The 18,899-nt window shown below is 70.9% G+C and carries 13 protein-coding genes; 5 read left to right on the top strand and 8 right to left on the bottom strand.

What is annotated here, in order from left to right; translation table 11 throughout:
* Positions 1-135 precede the first annotated feature (135 nt).
* The 6 genes from JIX56_RS03640 to JIX56_RS03615 form a co-directional block, all read right to left on the bottom strand.
* On the bottom strand, positions 136-5,304 hold the full coding sequence (locus JIX56_RS03640; protein ID WP_257537306.1) for a family 43 glycosylhydrolase: 5,169 nt from the start codon (positions 5,302-5,304) through the stop codon (positions 136-138).
* A gap of 286 nt (positions 5,305-5,590) precedes the next feature.
* On the bottom strand, positions 5,591-6,550 hold the full coding sequence (locus JIX56_RS03635) for a GNAT family N-acetyltransferase (RefSeq protein ID WP_257537305.1): 960 nt from the start codon (positions 6,548-6,550) through the stop codon (positions 5,591-5,593).
* 104 nt (positions 6,551-6,654) lie between these two features.
* Positions 6,655-8,382 carry a SulP family inorganic anion transporter gene (locus JIX56_RS03630; protein WP_257537304.1) on the bottom strand — a complete coding sequence of 576 codons (1,728 nt, stop codon included), beginning with the start codon at positions 8,380-8,382 and terminating at the stop codon, positions 6,655-6,657.
* Between the two features lie 368 nt (positions 8,383-8,750).
* Positions 8,751-9,482 (bottom strand): FAD:protein FMN transferase, encoded by a 732-nt coding sequence (locus JIX56_RS03625; protein WP_257537303.1) that lies wholly within the window; start codon positions 9,480-9,482, stop codon positions 8,751-8,753.
* 4 nt (positions 9,483-9,486) lie between these two features.
* A complete protein-coding gene (locus tag JIX56_RS03620) occupies positions 9,487-10,203 on the bottom strand; it encodes an FMN-binding protein (protein ID WP_257537302.1) in 717 nt (238 codons plus the stop codon).
* 19 nt (positions 10,204-10,222) lie between these two features.
* Entirely contained in the window at positions 10,223-11,566 is a 1,344-nt protein-coding gene (locus JIX56_RS03615; RefSeq protein WP_257537301.1) for a ferredoxin reductase family protein, read from the bottom strand.
* Positions 11,567-11,714: 148 nt separating this feature from the next.
* On the opposite strand from JIX56_RS03615, the gene JIX56_RS03610 reads away from it, so the two are divergent.
* The 5 genes from JIX56_RS03610 to JIX56_RS03590 all read left to right on the top strand — a co-directional run bounded on the left by JIX56_RS03610 (position 11,715) and on the right by JIX56_RS03590 (position 16,456).
* A complete protein-coding gene (locus tag JIX56_RS03610; RefSeq protein WP_257537300.1) occupies positions 11,715-12,404 on the top strand; it encodes a response regulator transcription factor in 690 nt (229 codons plus the stop codon).
* The gene (locus tag JIX56_RS03605) at positions 12,401-13,846 is read left to right on the top strand and encodes a sensor histidine kinase (protein WP_257537299.1); all 1,446 of its coding nucleotides are present in this window, start codon (positions 12,401-12,403) and stop codon (positions 13,844-13,846) included. The genes JIX56_RS03610 and JIX56_RS03605 overlap by 4 nt, the downstream gene beginning before the upstream one ends.
* Positions 13,847-14,165: 319 nt before the next feature.
* Positions 14,166-14,327 carry a hypothetical protein gene (locus JIX56_RS03600; RefSeq protein ID WP_257537298.1) on the top strand — a complete coding sequence of 54 codons (162 nt, stop codon included), beginning with the start codon at positions 14,166-14,168 and terminating at the stop codon, positions 14,325-14,327.
* Positions 14,328-14,337: 10 nt separating this feature from the next.
* Complete coding sequence (locus tag JIX56_RS03595; protein ID WP_257537297.1) at positions 14,338-15,741, top strand: sensor histidine kinase; 1,404 nt, start codon at positions 14,338-14,340, stop codon at positions 15,739-15,741.
* Positions 15,742-15,811: 70 nt separating this feature from the next.
* A complete protein-coding gene (locus JIX56_RS03590) occupies positions 15,812-16,456 on the top strand; it encodes a response regulator transcription factor (RefSeq protein WP_257537296.1) in 645 nt (214 codons plus the stop codon).
* A gap of 382 nt (positions 16,457-16,838) precedes the next feature.
* Here JIX56_RS03590 and JIX56_RS03585 read toward each other — a convergent pair whose 3' ends face one another.
* The gene (locus JIX56_RS03585; RefSeq protein ID WP_257537295.1) at positions 16,839-17,882 is read right to left on the bottom strand and encodes a zinc-dependent alcohol dehydrogenase; all 1,044 of its coding nucleotides are present in this window, start codon (positions 17,880-17,882) and stop codon (positions 16,839-16,841) included.
* A 234-nt stretch (positions 17,883-18,116) separates the two neighbouring features.
* On the bottom strand, positions 18,117-18,887 hold the full coding sequence (locus tag JIX56_RS03580; RefSeq protein WP_443032022.1) for an SDR family NAD(P)-dependent oxidoreductase: 771 nt from the start codon (positions 18,885-18,887) through the stop codon (positions 18,117-18,119).
* Between the last annotated feature and the right edge of the window lie 12 nt (positions 18,888-18,899).

The following is an 18,899-nucleotide window of genomic DNA, read 5'->3' as shown; positions in this document are numbered from 1 at the left end:
ATGGGCCGCCGCGAGATCGGGTTTCAGGCCGAAACCCGATCATCACTTCGGTACTCACTTCCGCCCAACGCGCCGAGCCGCGCCCGGAGTTGATCCGGGCGCGGCTCGGCGGGACGTGTCGTGAGGGGCTCGATGTCAGCTACGGCCGATGGTGATCCCCTTCGTCTCCGCGGCGTTCGTGTTCTCGTAGAGGACCGTGCCGGTGGACTTCTTCCAGATCTTGATCTTGAAGGTGTCGGGGCCGTCGGTGGCGGTGATGCGGAAGGCGTAGCCGCTCTGGCCGTTGACGGTTCCGGTCCCCTGGTAGACGGCGGTGGACCCGGTCACCACCAACCAGTCGGACGCGGTGGAGCGGAACTTCTGCTTGCCCTGGTCGAAGTCGAACGCGGCTTTCCCGGTGGGCGTCGTGCTGAACCAGTTGTACTTGGCGGTGAACGAGAAGGTCGCCTTGCCGGCCGGCGAGGTGAAGCCGCCGTCGCCGGTCGCGGCGCCCGCCGCCCGGTCGTAGACGATCAGCTCGGCAAGCGTGGTGCTGTCCGAGGCGCCGTCGTCATCGGTGACCGTGACGACCGGGCGGTGGATGCCCGCCTCGGTGTACGTGTGCTCGGCACGGCAGCCGGTGGCGGTGACCTTGCCGGCGGTGGGCCGGCCGCCGTCCTTCCAGTCGATCTCGCAGGTGTGGGTGTCACCGGCGCCCGGGTCACCGAAGGCCGCCGTGACCAAGGCCGGCTTGCCGGCCGACACCGGGGTCTTCGGGCCGGCGGCCGACGTGATCGTCGGCGCCGCGTTGGTGACCTTCACGGTGGCCGAGTCGCTGCTCCGGCCACCGCTCAGGGTCACCGTGTAGGTGCCGTTGTCCGCGCAGGTGACCGTGGTCTTCGCGGACGCGGCGTCGGCGAAGGCGCAGGGCGCTCCGTTCTCGACGGTCCACTGCGGGCTGCCCGCCCCGGAGACGGTCCCGCCGAGCTCGATCCGGTCGCCCTCCCTGCCCTCGGCGTCCTGCCCGGCGCGGGCGATGCCGACCGGGGCGATGCTCTCCAGGGTGGGCACGACCTTCTTCAGCAGGCCGTCGGCGTCGAACTCCAGCTTGTCGATGGTGGTTTCGCGGTGGGTGCCGTCACCGCCGGGGATGGCGAAGCGGTGGTAGACGATGTACCAGTCGTCGGTGTTCGGGACATGGACCACCGAGTGGTGGCCGGGGCCCTTGATACCGAGCGAGAGGTCCTTCTCCAGGATCACGCCCTGCTTGGTCCAGGGACCGGTGGGCGAGGAGCCGGTGGCGTAGGCGACCCGGTAGTTCTCGTCACGTGTGTCGTTCTCCGACCACATGAAGTAGTAGGTGCCCTTGCGCTTGATGACGAAGGTGCCCTCGTTGTAGCCGCTCGGGGTGATGTCGGTGACCTTCGAGGCGTCGAAGGAGACCATGTCGTCGTTCAGCGGCACCACGTAGGCGCGGCCGTTGCCCCAGTAGAGGTACGACTGGCCGTCGTCGTCCGTGAAGACCGCCGGGTCGATCATCTGGCCCCGGTGGTCGCCGGCCTTGAGCAGCGGCTTGCCGAGCGCGTCCTTGAACGGGCCGGTGGGCGAGTCGGAGACCGCGACACCGATGTTCGCGTCGGCGCAGAAGTAGAAGTAGTACTTGCCGTTCCGCTCCTCCATCGCCGGCGCCCAGGCCCTGCTGTCCGCCCAGGAGACGTCCGGACCCAGGTCGAGGATGACGCCGTGGTCCTTCCAGTTGACCAGGTCGGTCGAGGAGTAGGCCTTGAACTGCGTACCGCTCCAGCCCTCGAAGCCGTCGGTGGTCGGGTAGATGTAGAAGGTGTCACCGAAGCGGACGATGTTCGGGTCGGCGTTGAGGCCGGGGAGCACCGGGCTCTTCAGCTCCCGCGCCGACACCGTCCAGGTGCGCTTCTTCCCGTCCGAACCCGTGACCTCGTACGTCACCGGCTCACTGAAGTCCTGCGCGCTCCCGGAGGCGGGGCTGATCGCCGCGCCGTGGGCGAGGGTGAACTCCGGTGCCAGCGCGGTGAGATCCGTGCCCGGCTTCATCGGCAGCGTGATCCGGCTGCCGGCGTCGTCGATGATCGCGTCGGTCTTCAGCTCCGGGTGGGTCACCTTGGCGATGCCCGTGGTGTTGCCGCTGATCTCCATGACCTCGGCGGCCGTCAGGGCGCGGTTGTAGATCCGGAAGTCGTCGACCTCACCGCCGAAGTACGGGTCGGGGGAGTACATGGACCGGCCGATGTAGCCGCTGTGGTCCTTGGCCGCGTCGTACAGGTCGGACGGCTTGACGACGACGTCGGTGGCGCGGGACACCTCGACGCCGTCCACGTAGAGGACCGCCGTGCCGGACCCTCCGTCGATGGTGACGGTGACGTGCTTCCACTCGCCGACGGGGAGCCGCGCGCCCGACAGCTTCTTCTCCGCGCCCCAACTCGCCGCTGTGATGGCCGAGTAGAGGGACGAGGAACCGTTCGAGGGGCTGGCGAAGAGGTACTTGTCGCTGTCCGGTCCGAGGCCGAACAGCCACTGCCAGTTGTCGCCGCCCTTCCACTTCGCGTACGTGGAGACGGTGACGCTGTCGGCGTTCTTCAGCACACCGTTCGGGATCTTGACGTACGGGGAGGTCGTCGAGCTGCTGGAGCCGCCGGACATCTTGAACGAGCCGCCGTCGACGCCGGTCCCGAAGTCGGGCATACGGACGTAGGTGCCGTGGTAGCCGTGGCCGCTGGAGTCCCGGGCGATGTTGCCGCCGGTCTCGTCGAAGCCGTAGTGCAGAAGCAGATCGGCCGGGACGTCAGGTCCCTCGGCGGAGACCGTGACCTCCGCGCCGACCTCGATCGCCGCGTCGCCCGGCAGATCGCCCTTCACCGTGAAGGTGCCGGCCTGCGCGTACTGCGACTCGGCCACGTCCTCCCAGGTGACGGCGACGGGCCGCTTGGCGCCGTCGGCGAACTCCGCGATGACGGTGGCCGGCAGGACCGGGGCGTCGCCGATGCGCGTCTCGACCTTGACGTCCTCGGCGCTCGTGATGATCTGGTCCGGCTGGTACGTCTTCAGCAGCCGGTCGTACTCGGCCTGGGTGACCGGGAGCACGGTGCCGTGCCGGGGCTTGGACGGCAGGTCGTAGTCGCTGGACGGGGTCCAGACGCCGGAGGCCAGGTCCGTCGTCTCGAAGGGGATGTAGCCGCGCCCGCCGAACTCGTCGAGGAACGCGTACCACTTCTCCTCGGTGTTCGACTTGAACACCAACGGACCCTCGGCGGCGCTCATCTCGCCCTTGCCGATGCCCTCGGCGACCGCGGTCCAGGAGAGGTCGCGCAGCGAGTCGCTCTTCTCCTCGAAGACGAACTTGCTGTTGGGCGTGGAGGAGGTGTTGTTCCGCTCGTCCTTCGACAGACGGAAGTACGTGCCGTCGTGCTGGATGACCGTGGAGTCGATGACCGAGTAGCCGCGGTCGACCCAGACCTTGGGCTCACTGAAGGTGTAGAAGTCGCGGGTCGTCGCGTACATCATGCGGTTGTACGTGTCGCCGGAGTGGGCCTCGTTGTCGTACAGCTTCGACGCCCAGAAGACGACGTACTCGCCGAGCTTCTCGTCGTAGTAGGCCTCGGGGGCCCAGGTGTTGCCCGCCGAGTCGGGGGAGACCTTGACCAGGCGCTGGTTCGTCCAGTTCACCAGGTCGGTGGACTCCCAGACCATGATGGACTTGCTGCCGGTGCGCTGGGAGGCGTCCCAGTCGCCGTTGCCGTAGATCCTGAGGTCGGTGGCGATCTGGTAGAACTTGTCGCCCTCGGGGGAGCGGATGATGAACGGGTCGCGCAGGCCCTTCTCGCCGAGCGTGGAGGTCAGGACGGGCTTGCCGTCGTTCAACTCCCGCCACTTCAGCGGGTCGTCGCCCTTGCTGAGGGCCGCGTAGAGCTGCTCGCCGTCCGAGGTGCCCTCGCCGGTGAAGTAGCTGAACATATAGCCCTTGTAGGCCTGCTTCGCGGGCAGTTCGGGCACCTTGGCAGTGAAGGCGCGGGTGGTCTTCGCGTCGCCCTTGGTGACGGTCGCGGTCAGCTCGACGGTCGTGGCGCCGTCGCCGTGCGCCGGGCGGTGGACCACACCGTCGTCGGCCACGACGGCCGCGTTCGCGGAGGACCAGGAGACCTTCGTGCCGAGGGCGCCGTCCGTGGGGAGCGTGAGGTTGCCGCGTACGTCGTCGAGGTTGCGTACGGTCAGCGCCTCGGCGGCCTGCTTGACGGCGGTCGCGTCGTCGAAGGCGGGCAGGACCGTGACCTCGAAGGTCTTGGTGTCGGTGACGGTGCCCTTCTTCAGGGTCGCCGTCAGCGTGGCGTGGCCCTCCGGCTCACCGGCGGCGGGACGGGTCACCGCGCCGGAGTCCGAGACCACGTCGGTGTTGTCGCTCTTCCAGCTGATCGACGAGCCGCCGGCCGTACCGGTCTTCGGCAGGTCCAGGTCGGCCGTGACACCGCTGGTGTCGCCCAGGGTGAGGGCGGCCTTGTCGTCGGTGACACCCCGCGTGGCCACGGGGAGCGAGAGCTGCTCGACCTCGGAGCCGGCGAGGGCCCGGTCGTAGACCCGGAAGTCACGGATCTTGCCCTTGAAGAGCTTGTCGCTGGTGTAGACCGATTTGCCCAGGTAATTGGCGGTCGTGGTGCCCGAGCCGATGGAACCCGGGGTGGTGGTGACCGAGGTGTTGCGGCCGACCTCCACGCCGTCCTCGTACAGCACGGCCGTGTTGCCGGTCTGGGTGTAGGTGAGCTGCTTCCACACCGAGCGGGTCAGGTTGTGCGAGTCGGAGGGCCGGGTGTTCTGCTCGGTCGACCAGTTGCCGGACGCGATGGCGGTGCGCAGCGAGTTGCCGGTGGCGAAGAGGTAGCCGTTGCCCGTGCCGTTGCTGGTGTTGCCGAAGCCGTAGAGGAAATACGGGGTGGTCTGCGACTCGTCCATCAGCACGTCCAGGGAGACGCTGATCGAGTCCATGCCCTTCATGACGTCGTTCGGCACCTTGACGTACGTGTCCGAACCGTTGAAGGCGAGGCCCTGGCCGTTGCCCGTCCAGCCGGCGGTGCCGTTCACCGTGCCGTCGCGGCCGTTGCCCGAGGCGTCGGCGACCGTGGTGCCGGAGGCGGCGTCGAGCTTGTACCAGAGGGCCAGACCGTCGGTGATGTCGGCGCTGTCCGCGGCGGCCGGTGCGGTCGGCCCGGCGAGGCCCAGGAGCAGTGACGCGGCGGTCAGTCCGGCGAGCGGACCCGCCCAGCGTCTCGCGCGGCCGCGCAGACGTGCGATGTACGTCATGTCGAGTATCCCTGCTGAGAGCACGGCTGAGGAATGGGGGGAGGAAGGCAAGAAGGGGTGAGGAGGCAAGGGGGAGCAGGCCGAGGGGCGGCGGGAACCCTCGCCCTGGGCGCCCCGCTGTTTCGGCCTTGTGACGTCGTGTTGCGAGAGTGTCAATCGGCGTGTGGTGGGGCGTCAAGAGGTTTCGAACAATGTCCGGCAGGTCGAACAGAGAACCCCCGTTCCCTGGGGGGAACGGGGGTTCGGAGCTGTTGCTGCTGGAGTGGAACGGTTCTCTGTGCCGCGCCTACTTGACGGGGCGTATCAGCTCCCAGGTGTCGACGGCGAAGTCCAGCTTCATGCCGTGCCCTTCGTAGAGGGCGAGGGCACCGCTGCTGTTGTCGGTGTCGACGCCGAGGCCGATGCGGTCGCGGCCCAGGGCCGCGTAGTGACCGAAGGTGTGGCGGAGCAGCAGGCTGCCGAGGCCCCGGCCGCGGGCCTCGCGCAGGACGCCGATGCTGGAGATCCAGGCCATGTCGGAACGGTCGTCGCGGGACCGCAGGGCCGCCACGTCACCGAGACCGTCGACGTGCGCGATCCAGACCAGCGACCAGTCGACATGCTCGGCGTCGATGTCGTCCAGCCACTGCTCGTACGTACGCGGCTGGAAGTCGAAGTGGTCGGCGAAGGCCGCCTGGAGCAGGGCGTGGGCCTTCCTGCGGTCCGGCTCGGCGGCGCAGGGGCGCAGGGTGACGCCGGTCGGGGGCGTCGGAAGCGGCTCGGCGGGGGACAGGGGGCGGGCCATGACGTGGTAGCGGCGGACCGTGCGCCAGCCGCGCCCGCGCAACGCGTCGAGGTCCATCGTGGGCGCGATGTTGAGGTGCATGTGCACGACGGCCCGGTCCGCCCCGTTGGCCGCCGCCCGCTCCGCGGCCCGGGCCTCCATGAGGTCGAACAGGTGCAGCGCGCCGAGCGGCTGGTCGGGCAGCGTGTAGTGGTCCATGTCGATGCGCTCGCCGCCGGACTCGTCCCACTGCAGCCCGTACGCCACCAGCCGGTCCCCGTCGAACAGCAGCCAGGAGTCACGCTCCAGGTCCGAATCGGGATGCTTCAGGTCGGCCTGCACCTCGCCCAGTTCGGTCCCGGCGCGGCCGATCTCCAGCACGTCGATCTCGTTGAGCAGCCCGCACACCGCTTCCGCGTCGTCCAGCGTCGCCGGGCGTACGGTCAGGCCGGGCGGGAGGGCGGTGGTGGGTGTCGTCGTCATGGGGTCACTGTCGGGTGAGGGCCGCTGGGACCGCAACAGGATTTTCGGGGAGGGGAGGCTCGGGGCGGAAGACCTGGGGGGCATCGGCCTTGGCCACCACGGTTTCACCGGTCGTGGTCGCGGTACCACTGCCGGTACGCCGCCACGGCCGTCGGCAGCGTCGGGAAGATCAGCTCGTCACCGACCGACTTCGCGAGCCCGTACGCCTCCAACTCGTCCAGCAGATCCTGCTTCACCCGGGCGAGGGCGAAGACGATGTCGCGGCGGGCCAGTTCGCGACGGAGATCGTCGACGGCGTCGAGGGCGGTGATGTCGACCTCGACGTTGGCCTCGGTGTTGAGCACGAACCAGCGCACGGTCTCTCCCTGTTCCTCCTGCTCGTCGACCGCGGCGAGGGCCCGGCGGCGGAAGTTCTCCGCGTTGGCGAAGAAGAGCGGGGAGTCGTAGCGGTAGACGAGGAGTCCGGGGATCGTCCGGGCCTCGGGGTAGTCGTCGATGTCGTGCATGCCGGCCACACCGGGGACCAGTCCCTGCACGGCGTCGTGGGGCCGGGCCACCCGGGTCAGCAGCTCGACCACCGACAGGCCGACGGCCACCAGGACGCCGTACAGGATGCCCCAGGCGAGCACGCCGGCCAGACAGCCGACCGCGAGGAGCAGCTCCCGGCGCCGGAAAGCGGCCAGTCGACGGAAGCCGGCCAGGTCGACCATCCGGGCGGCGGCGTAGACGACGATCGCGCCCAGCACGGCGGCCGGGGTGCGGGTCAGCAGCGGACCGAGGAAGAGCAGGACGGCGAGGACCGCCACGCCGGAGACGAGCGCGTACACCTGGCTGCGGGCGCCCGCCGAGGAGGCGAGCGCGGTACGGCTGGCGCTGCTGCTGACCGGCATGCCGTGCAGCACGCCCGCGCCCAGGTTGGCGGCGCCCAGCGCCAGGAACTCCTGGTTCGGGTCGCACCCCGGGCCCTTGTCGGCAGGGTCGGCGAACGCCCGGGCGGTGAGGACGACGTCCGTGTAGCTGACGAGCAGGACACCCACGGCGGGCAGCAGCAGGGACGGCAGTTCGGCCAGGTCCGGCACGGCGAAGCCCGGCAGGCCGGACGGGACCTCGCCGATCACGTCGATGCCGGACCGGTCGTCGAGGTCGAACACGACCACGGCCGTGGTGCCGAGGACGACGGCGAGGAAAGGGCCGGGGAGAGAGCGGGAGAGGCGGGGGACGAGGAAGAGGAACGCGATCGCGATCGCCGAGAACACGACGGTGGCCATGTGGGCGTCCCCGAGATGCCGGAGGAAGGACCACAGCTTGGGGAAGAAGTCCGAGCCGGACACCTTCACTCCCGCGAGCTTCGGCAGTTGGTCCATGACCATGATGAGCGCCAGGCCGGCCAGGTAGCCGATCAGCACCGGGCGGGAGAGCAGGTCGGCGACGAAGCCGAGGCGTACCGCCCGGGCGAGCAGGCAGAGCAGGCCGACGGCGATCGCCAGGACGGCGGCGAGTGTGGCGTACCGCTCCGGGTCGCCCTCCGCGAGCGGGCCGATCACCGCCGCCGTCATCAGGGCGGCAGTCGATTCCGGGCCGATCGACAGGAGGCGGGAGGAGCCGAGGAGCGGATACAGGGCGAGTGCGGGGAGCATCGCCCACAGACCGACGACCGGGGGCAGCCCGGCGACGACCGCGTACGCCATGACCTGCGGGACGAGGTACGCCGCCACCGTCGCGCCGGCGATCAGGTCGCCCCGCAGCCATGACCGGCGGTAGCCGAGGAGCCTGTCGAGGCCGGGGAGGAGGAGGCGCCATGCCGCTCCGCGCTCGGCCGAGACGTCGGTCATACGTCTCCCTTCGACCGATGATCCCAGGATCCACCGGGGGAGGGGGAAGCGCGACGGGGTGACGGGGGCTTGGTCGGGAGGTACCCGGCGGCTGGGGCTGGGCGGGGGTGAGTTTCGCTCACCGGCGCTCGCCGGGTGCCGCTGCGCCCACCCGTGCCGCCCCAGCGGCACGACTGCCCGCAGTTGAGGGGGCGGGCGGCTGGGGTGCTGCTATGGCAGCTGGGGCCCGCACCCTAAGGGGCGCGGGGAACTGCACGACCAGCCACCCACTACCCGCAGTCGCCGAACAACCCGCACCCCCGAGCCATCAGGCGCCCCCGAGCCATCAGGCGCCCCCAGTCACGAGGCGCCCCCAGTCACGCCTCCCATCACGCCGCCACCGGCAACCCCGGCGTCCGGAACACACGCTGCTCCCCGTCGACCGCGAAAACCTCGCACCCCTCCCGCGACGCGGCCCACTCGATCCCCTCCGCCCCCATCGCGAACGCGGCGGTCGCCGTGGCGTCGGCCTCCGTCAGGGACGGGGCCACGACCGTGAGGCTCAGAAGACCCGTCGCGGGGCGCCCCGTGCGCCCGTCGAGGATGTGGTCGCCGCGCTCGTAGCGCGCGGAGGTCGCGACCGCCCCGTCGGTGATGGACAGGACCGTGCAGAGCCGGTCGGCCCGCTCGGGATGGCGTACACCCACCCGCCACGGGCCCCCGGTCGCGGCCACGTCCCCGCCGGCGTTGAGGCAGAGCCGCTTCGCACCCCGCTCCGTCAGCAGCTCGGCCGCCCGCTGCACGGCCCATCCCTTCACCATGGCGCAGGGGTCGAGCCCGCGCCCCGGCAGCCGTACGTCGAACGCGCCACCGGTCGCCACCCGGTACTCCTCGCACAGATCGAGGACCTCGGCCAGCTCCGGGCTGATCTCGTGCGGTGCGAGCTCGCCCCGGTCCAGCCGGGACACCTCGCTGTCGGCACGGAACGGGCTGAACCGGGCGTCGACCTCGCGCAGCCAGTCGAACGCCGGCTCCGCGGCCTCGGCACTCGGGGACCCGTGCTCGCCGTCCTCGATGACCAGCGAGATCGGAAACCCCATGATGTGTTCGACGCGGCGCATCCGATCAGGCCTTCGCGTCGAGGGCGGCCTGGAGGGACACCCGGTAACCGTCGCTGGTGATCGTCGCCCCGGAGACGGTGTCGATGTCGGCGCTCTGCGCCGCCAGGGTCTCCTTGATCAGCACCGGGACGGCGGCCTCGGTCTGCGGGTGGTTCGGCTGCTTCAGCATCTCCACGGCGGTGATGTCGTCGCCCTCGAAGGTCACCTGGACCTGGACGTCGCCCTTGGAGGTGCTGACCGTCGAACCCGCGACGGTCTGGCTCGTGCTCTGAGCCGAGGAGGAGTCCGACGCGGAGTCGGAGTCGGAGTCGGACGAGGCCGCCGACTCCGCGTTCTCGTCGATCGCGGCCTGGAGGGACTCCCGGTAGCCGTCGCTCGTGAGGGTGGCGCCGGAGACCGTGTCGATGTCGGCGCTCTGCGCCTGAAGCGTCTCCTCGATCAGCACGGGCACCGCGGCCTCGGTCTGCGGATGGTCCGGCTGCTGGAGCATGTTGACGGCGGTGATCTTCTTGCCCTGGAAGGTCGCCTGGACCTGGACGGGGCCCTTCTCCGTGTCGACCGTCGGGCCCGCGACCACGTTGGAGCCCGCCGCGGCGGACGAGGATGCCGAGGGGTTCGGCTCGGCGGTCACCGTGGTCGTCGTCTCGGTCGAGGGGGCGTAACGCCAGACGGGGACCAGCGCGGCGGCGCTCAGGACCAGGGCGGGTATGGCTCGTTTCACAGTGCTTTCCTCGTGTCCCTCATCCAGCCAGGCTGAAGCGTTCGAAGTGGATCTGCGGCTTGGGCACGTCCAGCTCGCGCAGGCTGCCCAGGACCGCGTTCATCATCGGCGGCGGCCCGCACAGGAACACGTCCCGGTCGGCGATGTCCGGCACCATCCGCAGCAGCTCGCGCGGCGCCAGCTTGTCGGGGCTGACCGGCCCGGACACCAGGTGCAGCTCGGCGCCCTTGTCGGAGGCGAGCTGCTGGAGCTCTTCGTAGAGGACCGCGTCCTGGTTCGTGGCCACGCGGTAGATGACCACGGCGTGCCCCTGGATCTCCTCCAGCAGGGCCCGGATGGGGGTGACCCCGACGCCGCCGGCGATGAGCACGGACTCCGGCCGCGTGCGGTGCATCGCGGTGAAGGCGCCGTACGGGCCCTCGGCGAACACCCGGGTGCCGACCTTCACGTGGCGCAGGGCCGCGGAGCCCTCGCCGGCCGCCTTCGCGGTCAGCCGCAGCTGCTTGCCGTCGGGCGCGGCCGACAGCGAGAACGGATTGGCCTGCCACCAGCGGTCCCGGGTCAGGAAGCGCCACAGGAAGAACTGGCCGGCCCGCGCGGGCATCCGGTCCAGGTCACGGCCGGTCATGTAGATCGAGACGACGTTGTCGGCCTCGGGGACGACGGCCGTGACGCGCAGCTGGTGACGCCAGTTGCGCCACAGCGGGAGCACCAGCCGGCCCAGGAAAACGGAGGCCAGGGCCACGCCCCACAGCACGTACCAGTACGCCGTCGCGGTCGGGGACGAGGCGAACGACGTACCTGCCGCGACCTGGTGCGTGAAGGCCAGCACCACCGCGACGTAGGTGTACAGGTGGATGAAGTGCCAGGTCTCGTAGGCGAGCCTGCGCCGGGCGAAGCGGGCCGAGACCACGCCGATCACGATGATGATCCCCAGCGCGACGATCGAGCGCAGCACGCCCTCGACGGTCTCGGCGAGGTCGACCAGCTGGCTGACCGGGTCCAGGTCCGAGGACTGGGCGTAGCCGAAGGTGATGAACACGCCGTGCGCGACCAGCAGCCACAGCACCGAGAAGCCGGTCCAGCGGTGCCAGGAGGTCAGCCGGTCCATGCCGATGCGCCGGTCGAACCACGGCAGCCGGGCCACCAGCAGCAGCTGGAAGGCCATGAGGAGCGCCCCGTACAGGCCGGTGAGGCGGCCCAGCACGATGAGGGCGTTCGAGGCGAAGCCGGCCTGGACGAAGAAGAACGTCACCACGGCCACGTTCGCCGCCAGCACCGCGTACAGACCGGTGCGGGCGACCACTTTCGGGCGCGCTCCCGAGCGGCCTACCGCCGCGGGGGGTTGTTGGACAGTGGTCACGGGGACAGCTCCTTGATCGGGTGGGGGATACGAGCTTGTCCGGTGAGCGCTGTCGTTTTGCTGTCGGACAACTTTCAAGTTTTTATCGATCGGCCGCCAAACTGTGAGCGGCTATGGCACGAAGCGACCGGTAGCGCACTATGAGCACGTGGAAAAAGTGCGACTTCTCGTTGTGGACGACGATCCGCCCATCGCTGACCTGGTGGCGACCGTCGCCCGCTACGAGGGCTGGGACGCGGTCACCGCGCACTCCGGTGAGGAGGCGTTGCGGCAGGCTGCCGAGTTCCATCCCGACATCGTGGTCCTGGACCTCATGCTGCCGGGTCTGGACGGCTTCGGCGTGCTGGACCGGCTGCGCCGGTCCGGCACGATGGTGCCCGTGGTGTTCCTGACCGCCCGCGACGGCGTCGCCGACCGGGTCGCCGGCCTCACCCGGGGCGGTGACGACTACCTGGTCAAGCCGTTCGCCGTGGAGGAGCTGATGGCCCGCCTGCGCACCGTGCTGCGCCGCAGCGCCGGGCCGGCCTTCCAGCGGTCCGTGCTCCAGGTGGCGGACCTGACGATGGACGAGGACACCCGCGAGGTCCGCCGCGGCGACAAACTGCTCACCCTCACCCCCACCGAGTACGAGGTCCTGCGCTACCTCATGCGCAAGTCCCCGACCGTCCTCACCAAGGCGCAGATCCTCGACCACGTGTGGGAGTACGGCTTCGGCGGCCGCTCCAACGTCGTCGAGCTGGTCGTCAGCCGGCTCCGCCGCAAGCTCGAAGACACCGGCGAACCCCTCATCCACACCGTCCGGGGATTCGGGTACGTGCTGCGGCAGGCCACCGAGTGATCGCCCGCCTCAAGCAGAGCTACCGCGGCATGCGCCTCGGCACCCGGCTGGCCCTCGGCCTCGGCGCCCTGGCGCTCGTCGTGTTCGCCGTCGTCGGCAGCGCCCTGACCATGTACATGCGCGACTACCTGTCGGCGCAGCTCAACGAACAGCTGAAGATCGCCCAGATAGCCCAGTCCAAGAGCATCGCGGACTACGGAACGCTCAAGGGCAAGAAGTACTACCGCTGGTACTACGCGGTGTACGACGTCTCGGACGGAACCCCCGAACTCCGCAAGCCCGAGGACCCCGCCGACGTCCCCGAGGACATCGACGACTTCACCCTCGTGGCCAAGGCGCTGACCGTCGAAGGCACGGAGGTCACCCGCACCGAGCACCTCAAGGGCCAGGGCCAGTACCGGCTGCGGGCCTGCGAGGTCAAGCCCGGGGTGATCCTGGTCAGCGCCGCGCCGATGGACGACATCGAGGACACGGTCGGGCAGCTGATCACGATCCAGGTCATCACCTTCGTTCTCGCCCTCGCGGCGCTCGTCGTCTTCGGCCGGGCGATGCTGCGGCGCGGTCTGAAGCCGCTGAGCGACATGGCGCACACCGCCCGCGCCATCACCTCGCACGACCTGACGGACTCGGCGGCGCTGCCCGTGCGCCACGACAACCGCGACGGCGGCCCCGAGGTCGAGGAACTGCGCACCGCCTTCAACACCATGCTGGAGCACATCGACGACGCGCTCGCCGTCCGCACCGAGGCCGAACAGCGCCTGCGCCGCTTCGTCGCCGACGCCTCGCACGAACTGCGCACCCCCCTGATGTCGGTACGCGGCTACGCCGACCTCTTCCAGTACGCCGCCGCCCACAGCCCCGAGGAACGCGACAAGCATCTGGCCCGACTGCGCGCCGAGGCCGCCCGCATGGGGTACCTGCTGGACGATCTGCTGATGCTCGCCCGCCTGGACGCCGCCGACGTGGAGACCCCGCTGCGGCTGGAGGAGGCCGACCTGGTGCAGCTGGCGCACCAGGCGGCGGACGCCTTCCGCGCGGGCCACCCCGGTCATCCGCTGACGGTGGCGGCCGGCCCCGACGCGGTACGGCTGCGCCTCGACCCCCTGCGGGTGCGCCAGGTCCTCGACAACCTCCTCACCAACGCCGCCGTGCACACCCCGCGCGGTACGAAGGTCTGTCTGGAGGTGTCCGTCGAGTCCGGCTCGGCCGAGGTACGGATCACCGACTCCGGGCCCGGTATCCCGGCGGACGACCAGGAGCGCGTCTTCGACCGCTTCTACCGCGTCGACAAGGCCCGCAGCCGCGACCGCGGCGGCAGCGGCCTGGGCCTCGCGGTCGCCCGCTCCCTGGTCCGCGCCCACGGCGGCACCATCGCCCTGACCAGCGGCCCGGGAGAGACGACGTTCACGGTACGGCTGCCGCGGGGCGGGTCTCGGGCCTGAGGCCGCCGGGGGCGACGGGGTGGGTGCGCGGGCCCGGACCCGGCACCGGTCTTCGGCGGCGCGGGGGCGGGGCCGGGCCCGGCACCGGGGGCCACGGGCCCACCGCCGCTTGGGCCGCTGCGGCTCGGACCGTTGCGGCTCGGACCGTTGCGGCTCGGACCGCTGCGGCTCGGGCCGTCGGCGAACAGCCCGCACGCTCGGAAGCCCGCACGCTCGGAAGCCCGCGTGCTCGGACACTCGCGTGCTCTGACAGCCCGCGTGCTTGGCCGCTGCCGCTCGGACCGTGCCGCTCAGATCGTCGGCGAACAACCCGCGTGCGATGAACAGCCGGAGAGTGGTGGGCAGCAGGAGCGGGCCCATCGTGCTCGCCTACGGCGGCAGTGGCGGCCACGGCCCGATCGTGCTCCTTGCCCCGTCGAGCGCCGAGCGCGGTGATCCATGGGGCGGCCCCGCGCCGCGCCTGTCTCACCAGGTCGCCTAACCTGAGCGGCATGGGCAAGACGGTGGGGCGGGCCGCGCGGGCCACACTCCAGCTGATCATCGCCGCCGCGATGGCCTTCGGCATCTACCTCTTCATCACGGTGCTGCTGATCACCGCGATCGCCACGCTCGCCGTCGTGGGCGCCTGGATGCTGCCCGAGACCGTCACACTGATCCGCCGGATCGCCGGCGCGAAGCGCCACCAGGTGGCCGCCTGGACCGGCCGGGCCGTCCCCGAGGCCTACCAGCCGATCGAGGGCACCCTGCGCGAACGCCTGCGCATCGCGTTCCGTGACCCCGGTACCCACACCGACGCCCGCTGGATGCTCTCGTACTACGTCTACGGTGCCCTCTTCTTCCTCGCGGTGCCCCTGTGGCCGCTGGGCCTGGTCGTCGACGGCGTGTGGTGCGGACTGCTGGGCCGCCCGGCCGTCGTCCTGCCGCTGATCAGCCGCCTCGCCGACCTCGACGCCCACTGGTCCGAGGCCCTGCTCAAGCCGTCGCCCAAGGCCCGCCTCGCCGAGCGGGTGGAGGAACTGACGGCGACCCGGGCCGACGCGATCGCCGCCCACGGCGCCGAACTCCGCCGTATCGAACGGGACCTGCACGACGGCGCCCAGGCCCGCCTCGTCTCGCTGTCCATGCGCATCGGGCTGGCCCAGCGCGCGTACGACCGCGACCCGGACGCCGCCCGCAAGCTGCTGCTCGACGCGCAGGAGCAGGCCGAGGCGGCACTGGCCGAACTCCGCCACGTCGTCCGCGGCATCCACCCGCCGATCCTCACCGACCGCGGCCTGGCCGGGGCCGTACGGGCCCTCGCCGCCGGCAGCGGGCTCGACGCGACCGTCGCCGTGGAGGGCCTGGAGGACGCCGACGGGCCGCGCCCGCCCGCCGCGGTCGAGGCCGCCGCGTACTACGTCGTCGCCGAAGCCCTGACCAACGCCGCCAAGCACAGCGGCTGCGCCCACGCCGAGGTCCACCTCGCCCGCACACCGAGAGGCGTCCGCGTCCTGGTGCGCGACGACGGCCGAGGCGGCGCCGAGACCCTCATCGGGGCGCCCGGCCCGGCTTCCCCACCGGGCGGCTCAGGCACGCCAGGCCTGGCGAAGGCGATCGGCGGCCCCGGCCCGGCGACGGCGACAGGTGGCCCCAACACGTCCCTCCCGGCTCCCACGACGGGTGCCCCCGGCACAACCGGCCCGGCGACGGCGACGGCGACAGGCGGGTCCGGCGCATCCGGCCGAGCGGCCACGCCTGGCCCGCCCGATCCGGGTCCCGGCCCGGCCTCCGCCATGGGCGGATCCGGACTCCTCGGGATGCGGCGCCGCGTCGCGGCCCTCGACGGGCGTATGGCCGTGACCAGCCCCGTCGGGGGGCCCACCGTGATCGAGGTGGAGCTGCCCTGCGTATGGTGATCGAAACGGAATCAACGGCCGATCCGGGGACATCCCGTACGCGGTGGTCGTGGACGGAGGTGGGACTGCCGTGCGTGTGGTGATCGCCGAGGACAACGCCCTGCTGAGAGAGGGTCTGGTCCTGCTGCTGACCTCGTCCGGACACGAGGTGGCGGCCGTCGCGGGCAGCGGCCCCGAGGTCCTCCCCGCGCTGCTGGAACACCGCCCGGACGTCGCCGTCCTGGACGTCCGGATGCCGCCCGGCTTCCGCGACGAGGGGCTGCGCGCCGCCCTGGAGGCCCGCCGGAAGATCCCCGGCCTGCCGGTGCTGGTCCTCTCGCAGTACGTGGAGGAGTCGTACGCCGCCGAACTGCTCGGCGGAGGAGCGAGCGGGGTCGGCTATCTGCTCAAGGACCGGGTCGGCCGGGTGGACGAGTTCCTGGACGCGCTCGACCGGGTCGCGGCCGGCGGCACCGCCCTCGACCCGGAGGTGGTGACCGAGCTGCTGACCCGCCGCAAGGACTCACCCCTCGACTCGCTCACCCCGCGCGAGCACGAGGTGCTGAAGCTGATGGCCGAGGGCCACGACAACGCCACCATCGCCAGGACCCTCGTCGTCACCGAACGCGCGGTCAGCAAGCACATCGGCAACGTCTTCCTGAAGCTCGGCCTGCCGACCAGCGACAGCGGACACCGCAGGGTGCTGGCCGTGCTGGCGTATCTGAACAACAAGTAGCCCAACCCACGGACCGGGGGAGACCCGTCCTTGGCCGCATCCCGGTCATGTCTAAGTCAACCGCTTGACTTAGAAGATCCGCCTCCGCGTGCCTGATCCCCTCCGGACACCTGAACTCCCGTACGGAATGGGTGAATCGATCGCCAGCACGCTGCTCTCCGTTCCCGGTGTTCCCGGTGTTCCCGATGGAGCGGGCGGCGGGCTGCCCGCTCCATCCGCCGCCGTGGCTCAGGGGTGTACGGGCTGCCAGTGGCCTGGTGACGCGCGCGCACGCGAGGGGCCTGCCACCGGTGACAGCCGACGGCAGGCCCCTCTCACTTCGAGACGTCCAGAACATCCAGAACATCCAGAACGTCCAGGACGTCCAAGACGCGCAGGACGCCTACGCGTCGAACGTCACGACCACCTTCTCCGCCGCCCCCGGCGTCAGCGCCAGCTCGAACGCCTGGTCGACCTCCGCGGCGGGCACCCGGTGGCTGATGAGCTTGGCGAAACGCTCGTGGTGCTCCACGATCTCGGGGGTGACCTCGAAGATCTCGGTGGGGTAGCCCTGCGAGGCGATGAGGGTCAGCTCGCTGCGGAGCATGCCGCCGAGGTCGATCTCCGAGCCCTTCTTCTGCACGGCGACCATGACCAGCTTCGCGCCCCACTTGGCCGAGCCCACCACGGTGTTGAAGACGGCGGGGACACCGGCCGCGTCGATGAAGATGTCGGTGCCGGGCCGGGGCTGGCCGAGCGCGTTGGCGGCCTGGCCGTGCAGCTCGGTCAGGCGCGCGGCGACGTCCTCCTGGGCGGAGTCGATGACGGCGTCCGCGCCCACGGCCAGTGCCTTCTCCAGCCGGGAGGGGATGACGTCGGCGACGACCACGTGCTTGACGCCGCGCAGCTTCAGCCAGATGGCCGCGCCGAGGCCGATGGGCCCGGCACCGAAGACGACGACCTTGTCGTCGGGGCCCGCCTCGGAACGGTTGACGCAGTGCCGGGCCACGGCCATGGGCTCGTTGAGGGAGGCGACGTCGAAGGGCACGGTGTCGGGGAAGACCGCCACGCTCTTGCCGACCTCGGCGTTCTCGATCAGCAGGTACTCGCTCATCCCGCCGTACTTGCCGCCGCAGCCGATGATGCCGGTCGGCGCGTCCTGCGGGTTGACCACCACCCGGTCCCCGACCGCGAGGCCGGTGACCTCGGCGCCGACCTCGACGACCTCACCGGCCGGCTCGTGGCCGAGCGGCACGGGCACCATCTCACCGCCCAGGTGAGCGCGGGCGGGCATGCCTCCCATGTGGAGGAAGGTGACGTCGGTGCCGCAGATGCCGCAGGCGCGGACACGGACGAGCGCGTCCTTGGGGCCGGGCACGGGACGCTCGACGTCCACCACCTCGACCTTGCCGACACCGGCGGTCTGGACGGACTTCATGGTCGCCATGGGGAGACTCACTTTCTGGAGGTGCGGAGCTTCCTGGGGGTGCGGAGCTTCCTGGGGGTGCGGGAGCTTCCTGGAGATGCGGGAGCTTCCTGGAGATGCGGGAGAGACGCTGTCGAGGAAGCGTGCGGAGAGCTGCCGCGGAGGTGTGCGGAGAGAGGTGTTGCCGGTCGGGCCCGGCCCCGGACGGACACCGGGGAACCGTGACCCGACCGGGGGCAGCCGTGAACCCGGCTGTCAGACGGCGGCCCAGGCGTCGTCGACGGGCAGGACCACGCCGTTGACGAACGCGGCCGCGTCGGAGGCGAGGAACAGAATCGCGTCGGCCTGCTCCTCGGCCGTGCCGAGCCGGCCGATGTTGGCGCCGATCAGCCCGCCGATGACCGCGGGGCCGTGGGCCTGCTGGTCGGCGTCGACCTGGATGTTGGTCATCGTGGGGCCGGGGGCGATCGCGTTGGCCCGGATGCCCTGCTTGCGGTACATCACCGACAGGTTCTTCACCAGGCCGACGACACCGTGCTTCGACGCGGTGTAGGCGGCACCGGCCGCGCTGCCGCGCAGCCCGGCCTCGGAGGCGGTGAAGACGATCGCGCCGCGCTCCGCCCTCAGCATGTGCGGCAGTGCGGCCCGGGTGAGCAGGAACGGCGCGGTCAGGTTGACCCGGATGACCCGCTCCCACTCGGCGTCGTCGACATCCGCGAGGGCCGACATCCGGTCCATGATCCCGGCGTTGTTCACCAGGACGTCCAGCCCGCCGAAGGCCTCCACGGCACGCTCGACGACCTCGTCCACGACCGCCTGGTCGCTGAGGTCGCCGACGACCGCGAGAGCGGTGCCACCGGCCGTCTCGATCTCCTTGACGGTCTCCTCGGCGGCCTCCTCGTTGAGGTCGGCGACCAGGACCTTCGCACCCGCCGCGGCGAACTTCAGGGCCGCGGCCCGGCCGATGCCGGAACCGGCGCCCGTGACGACGACACTGCGGCCGTCGAGACCGATACTGCTCATCAGATGTTCCTCTTC

The sequence above is a fragment of the Streptomyces sp. CA-210063 genome (assembly GCF_024612015.1).
Taxonomy (GTDB): Bacteria; Actinomycetota; Actinomycetes; order Streptomycetales; family Streptomycetaceae; genus Streptomyces.
The sequence above is the reverse complement of the archived record's forward strand: the minus strand, read 5'-3'. Positions and strand labels throughout refer to the sequence as shown.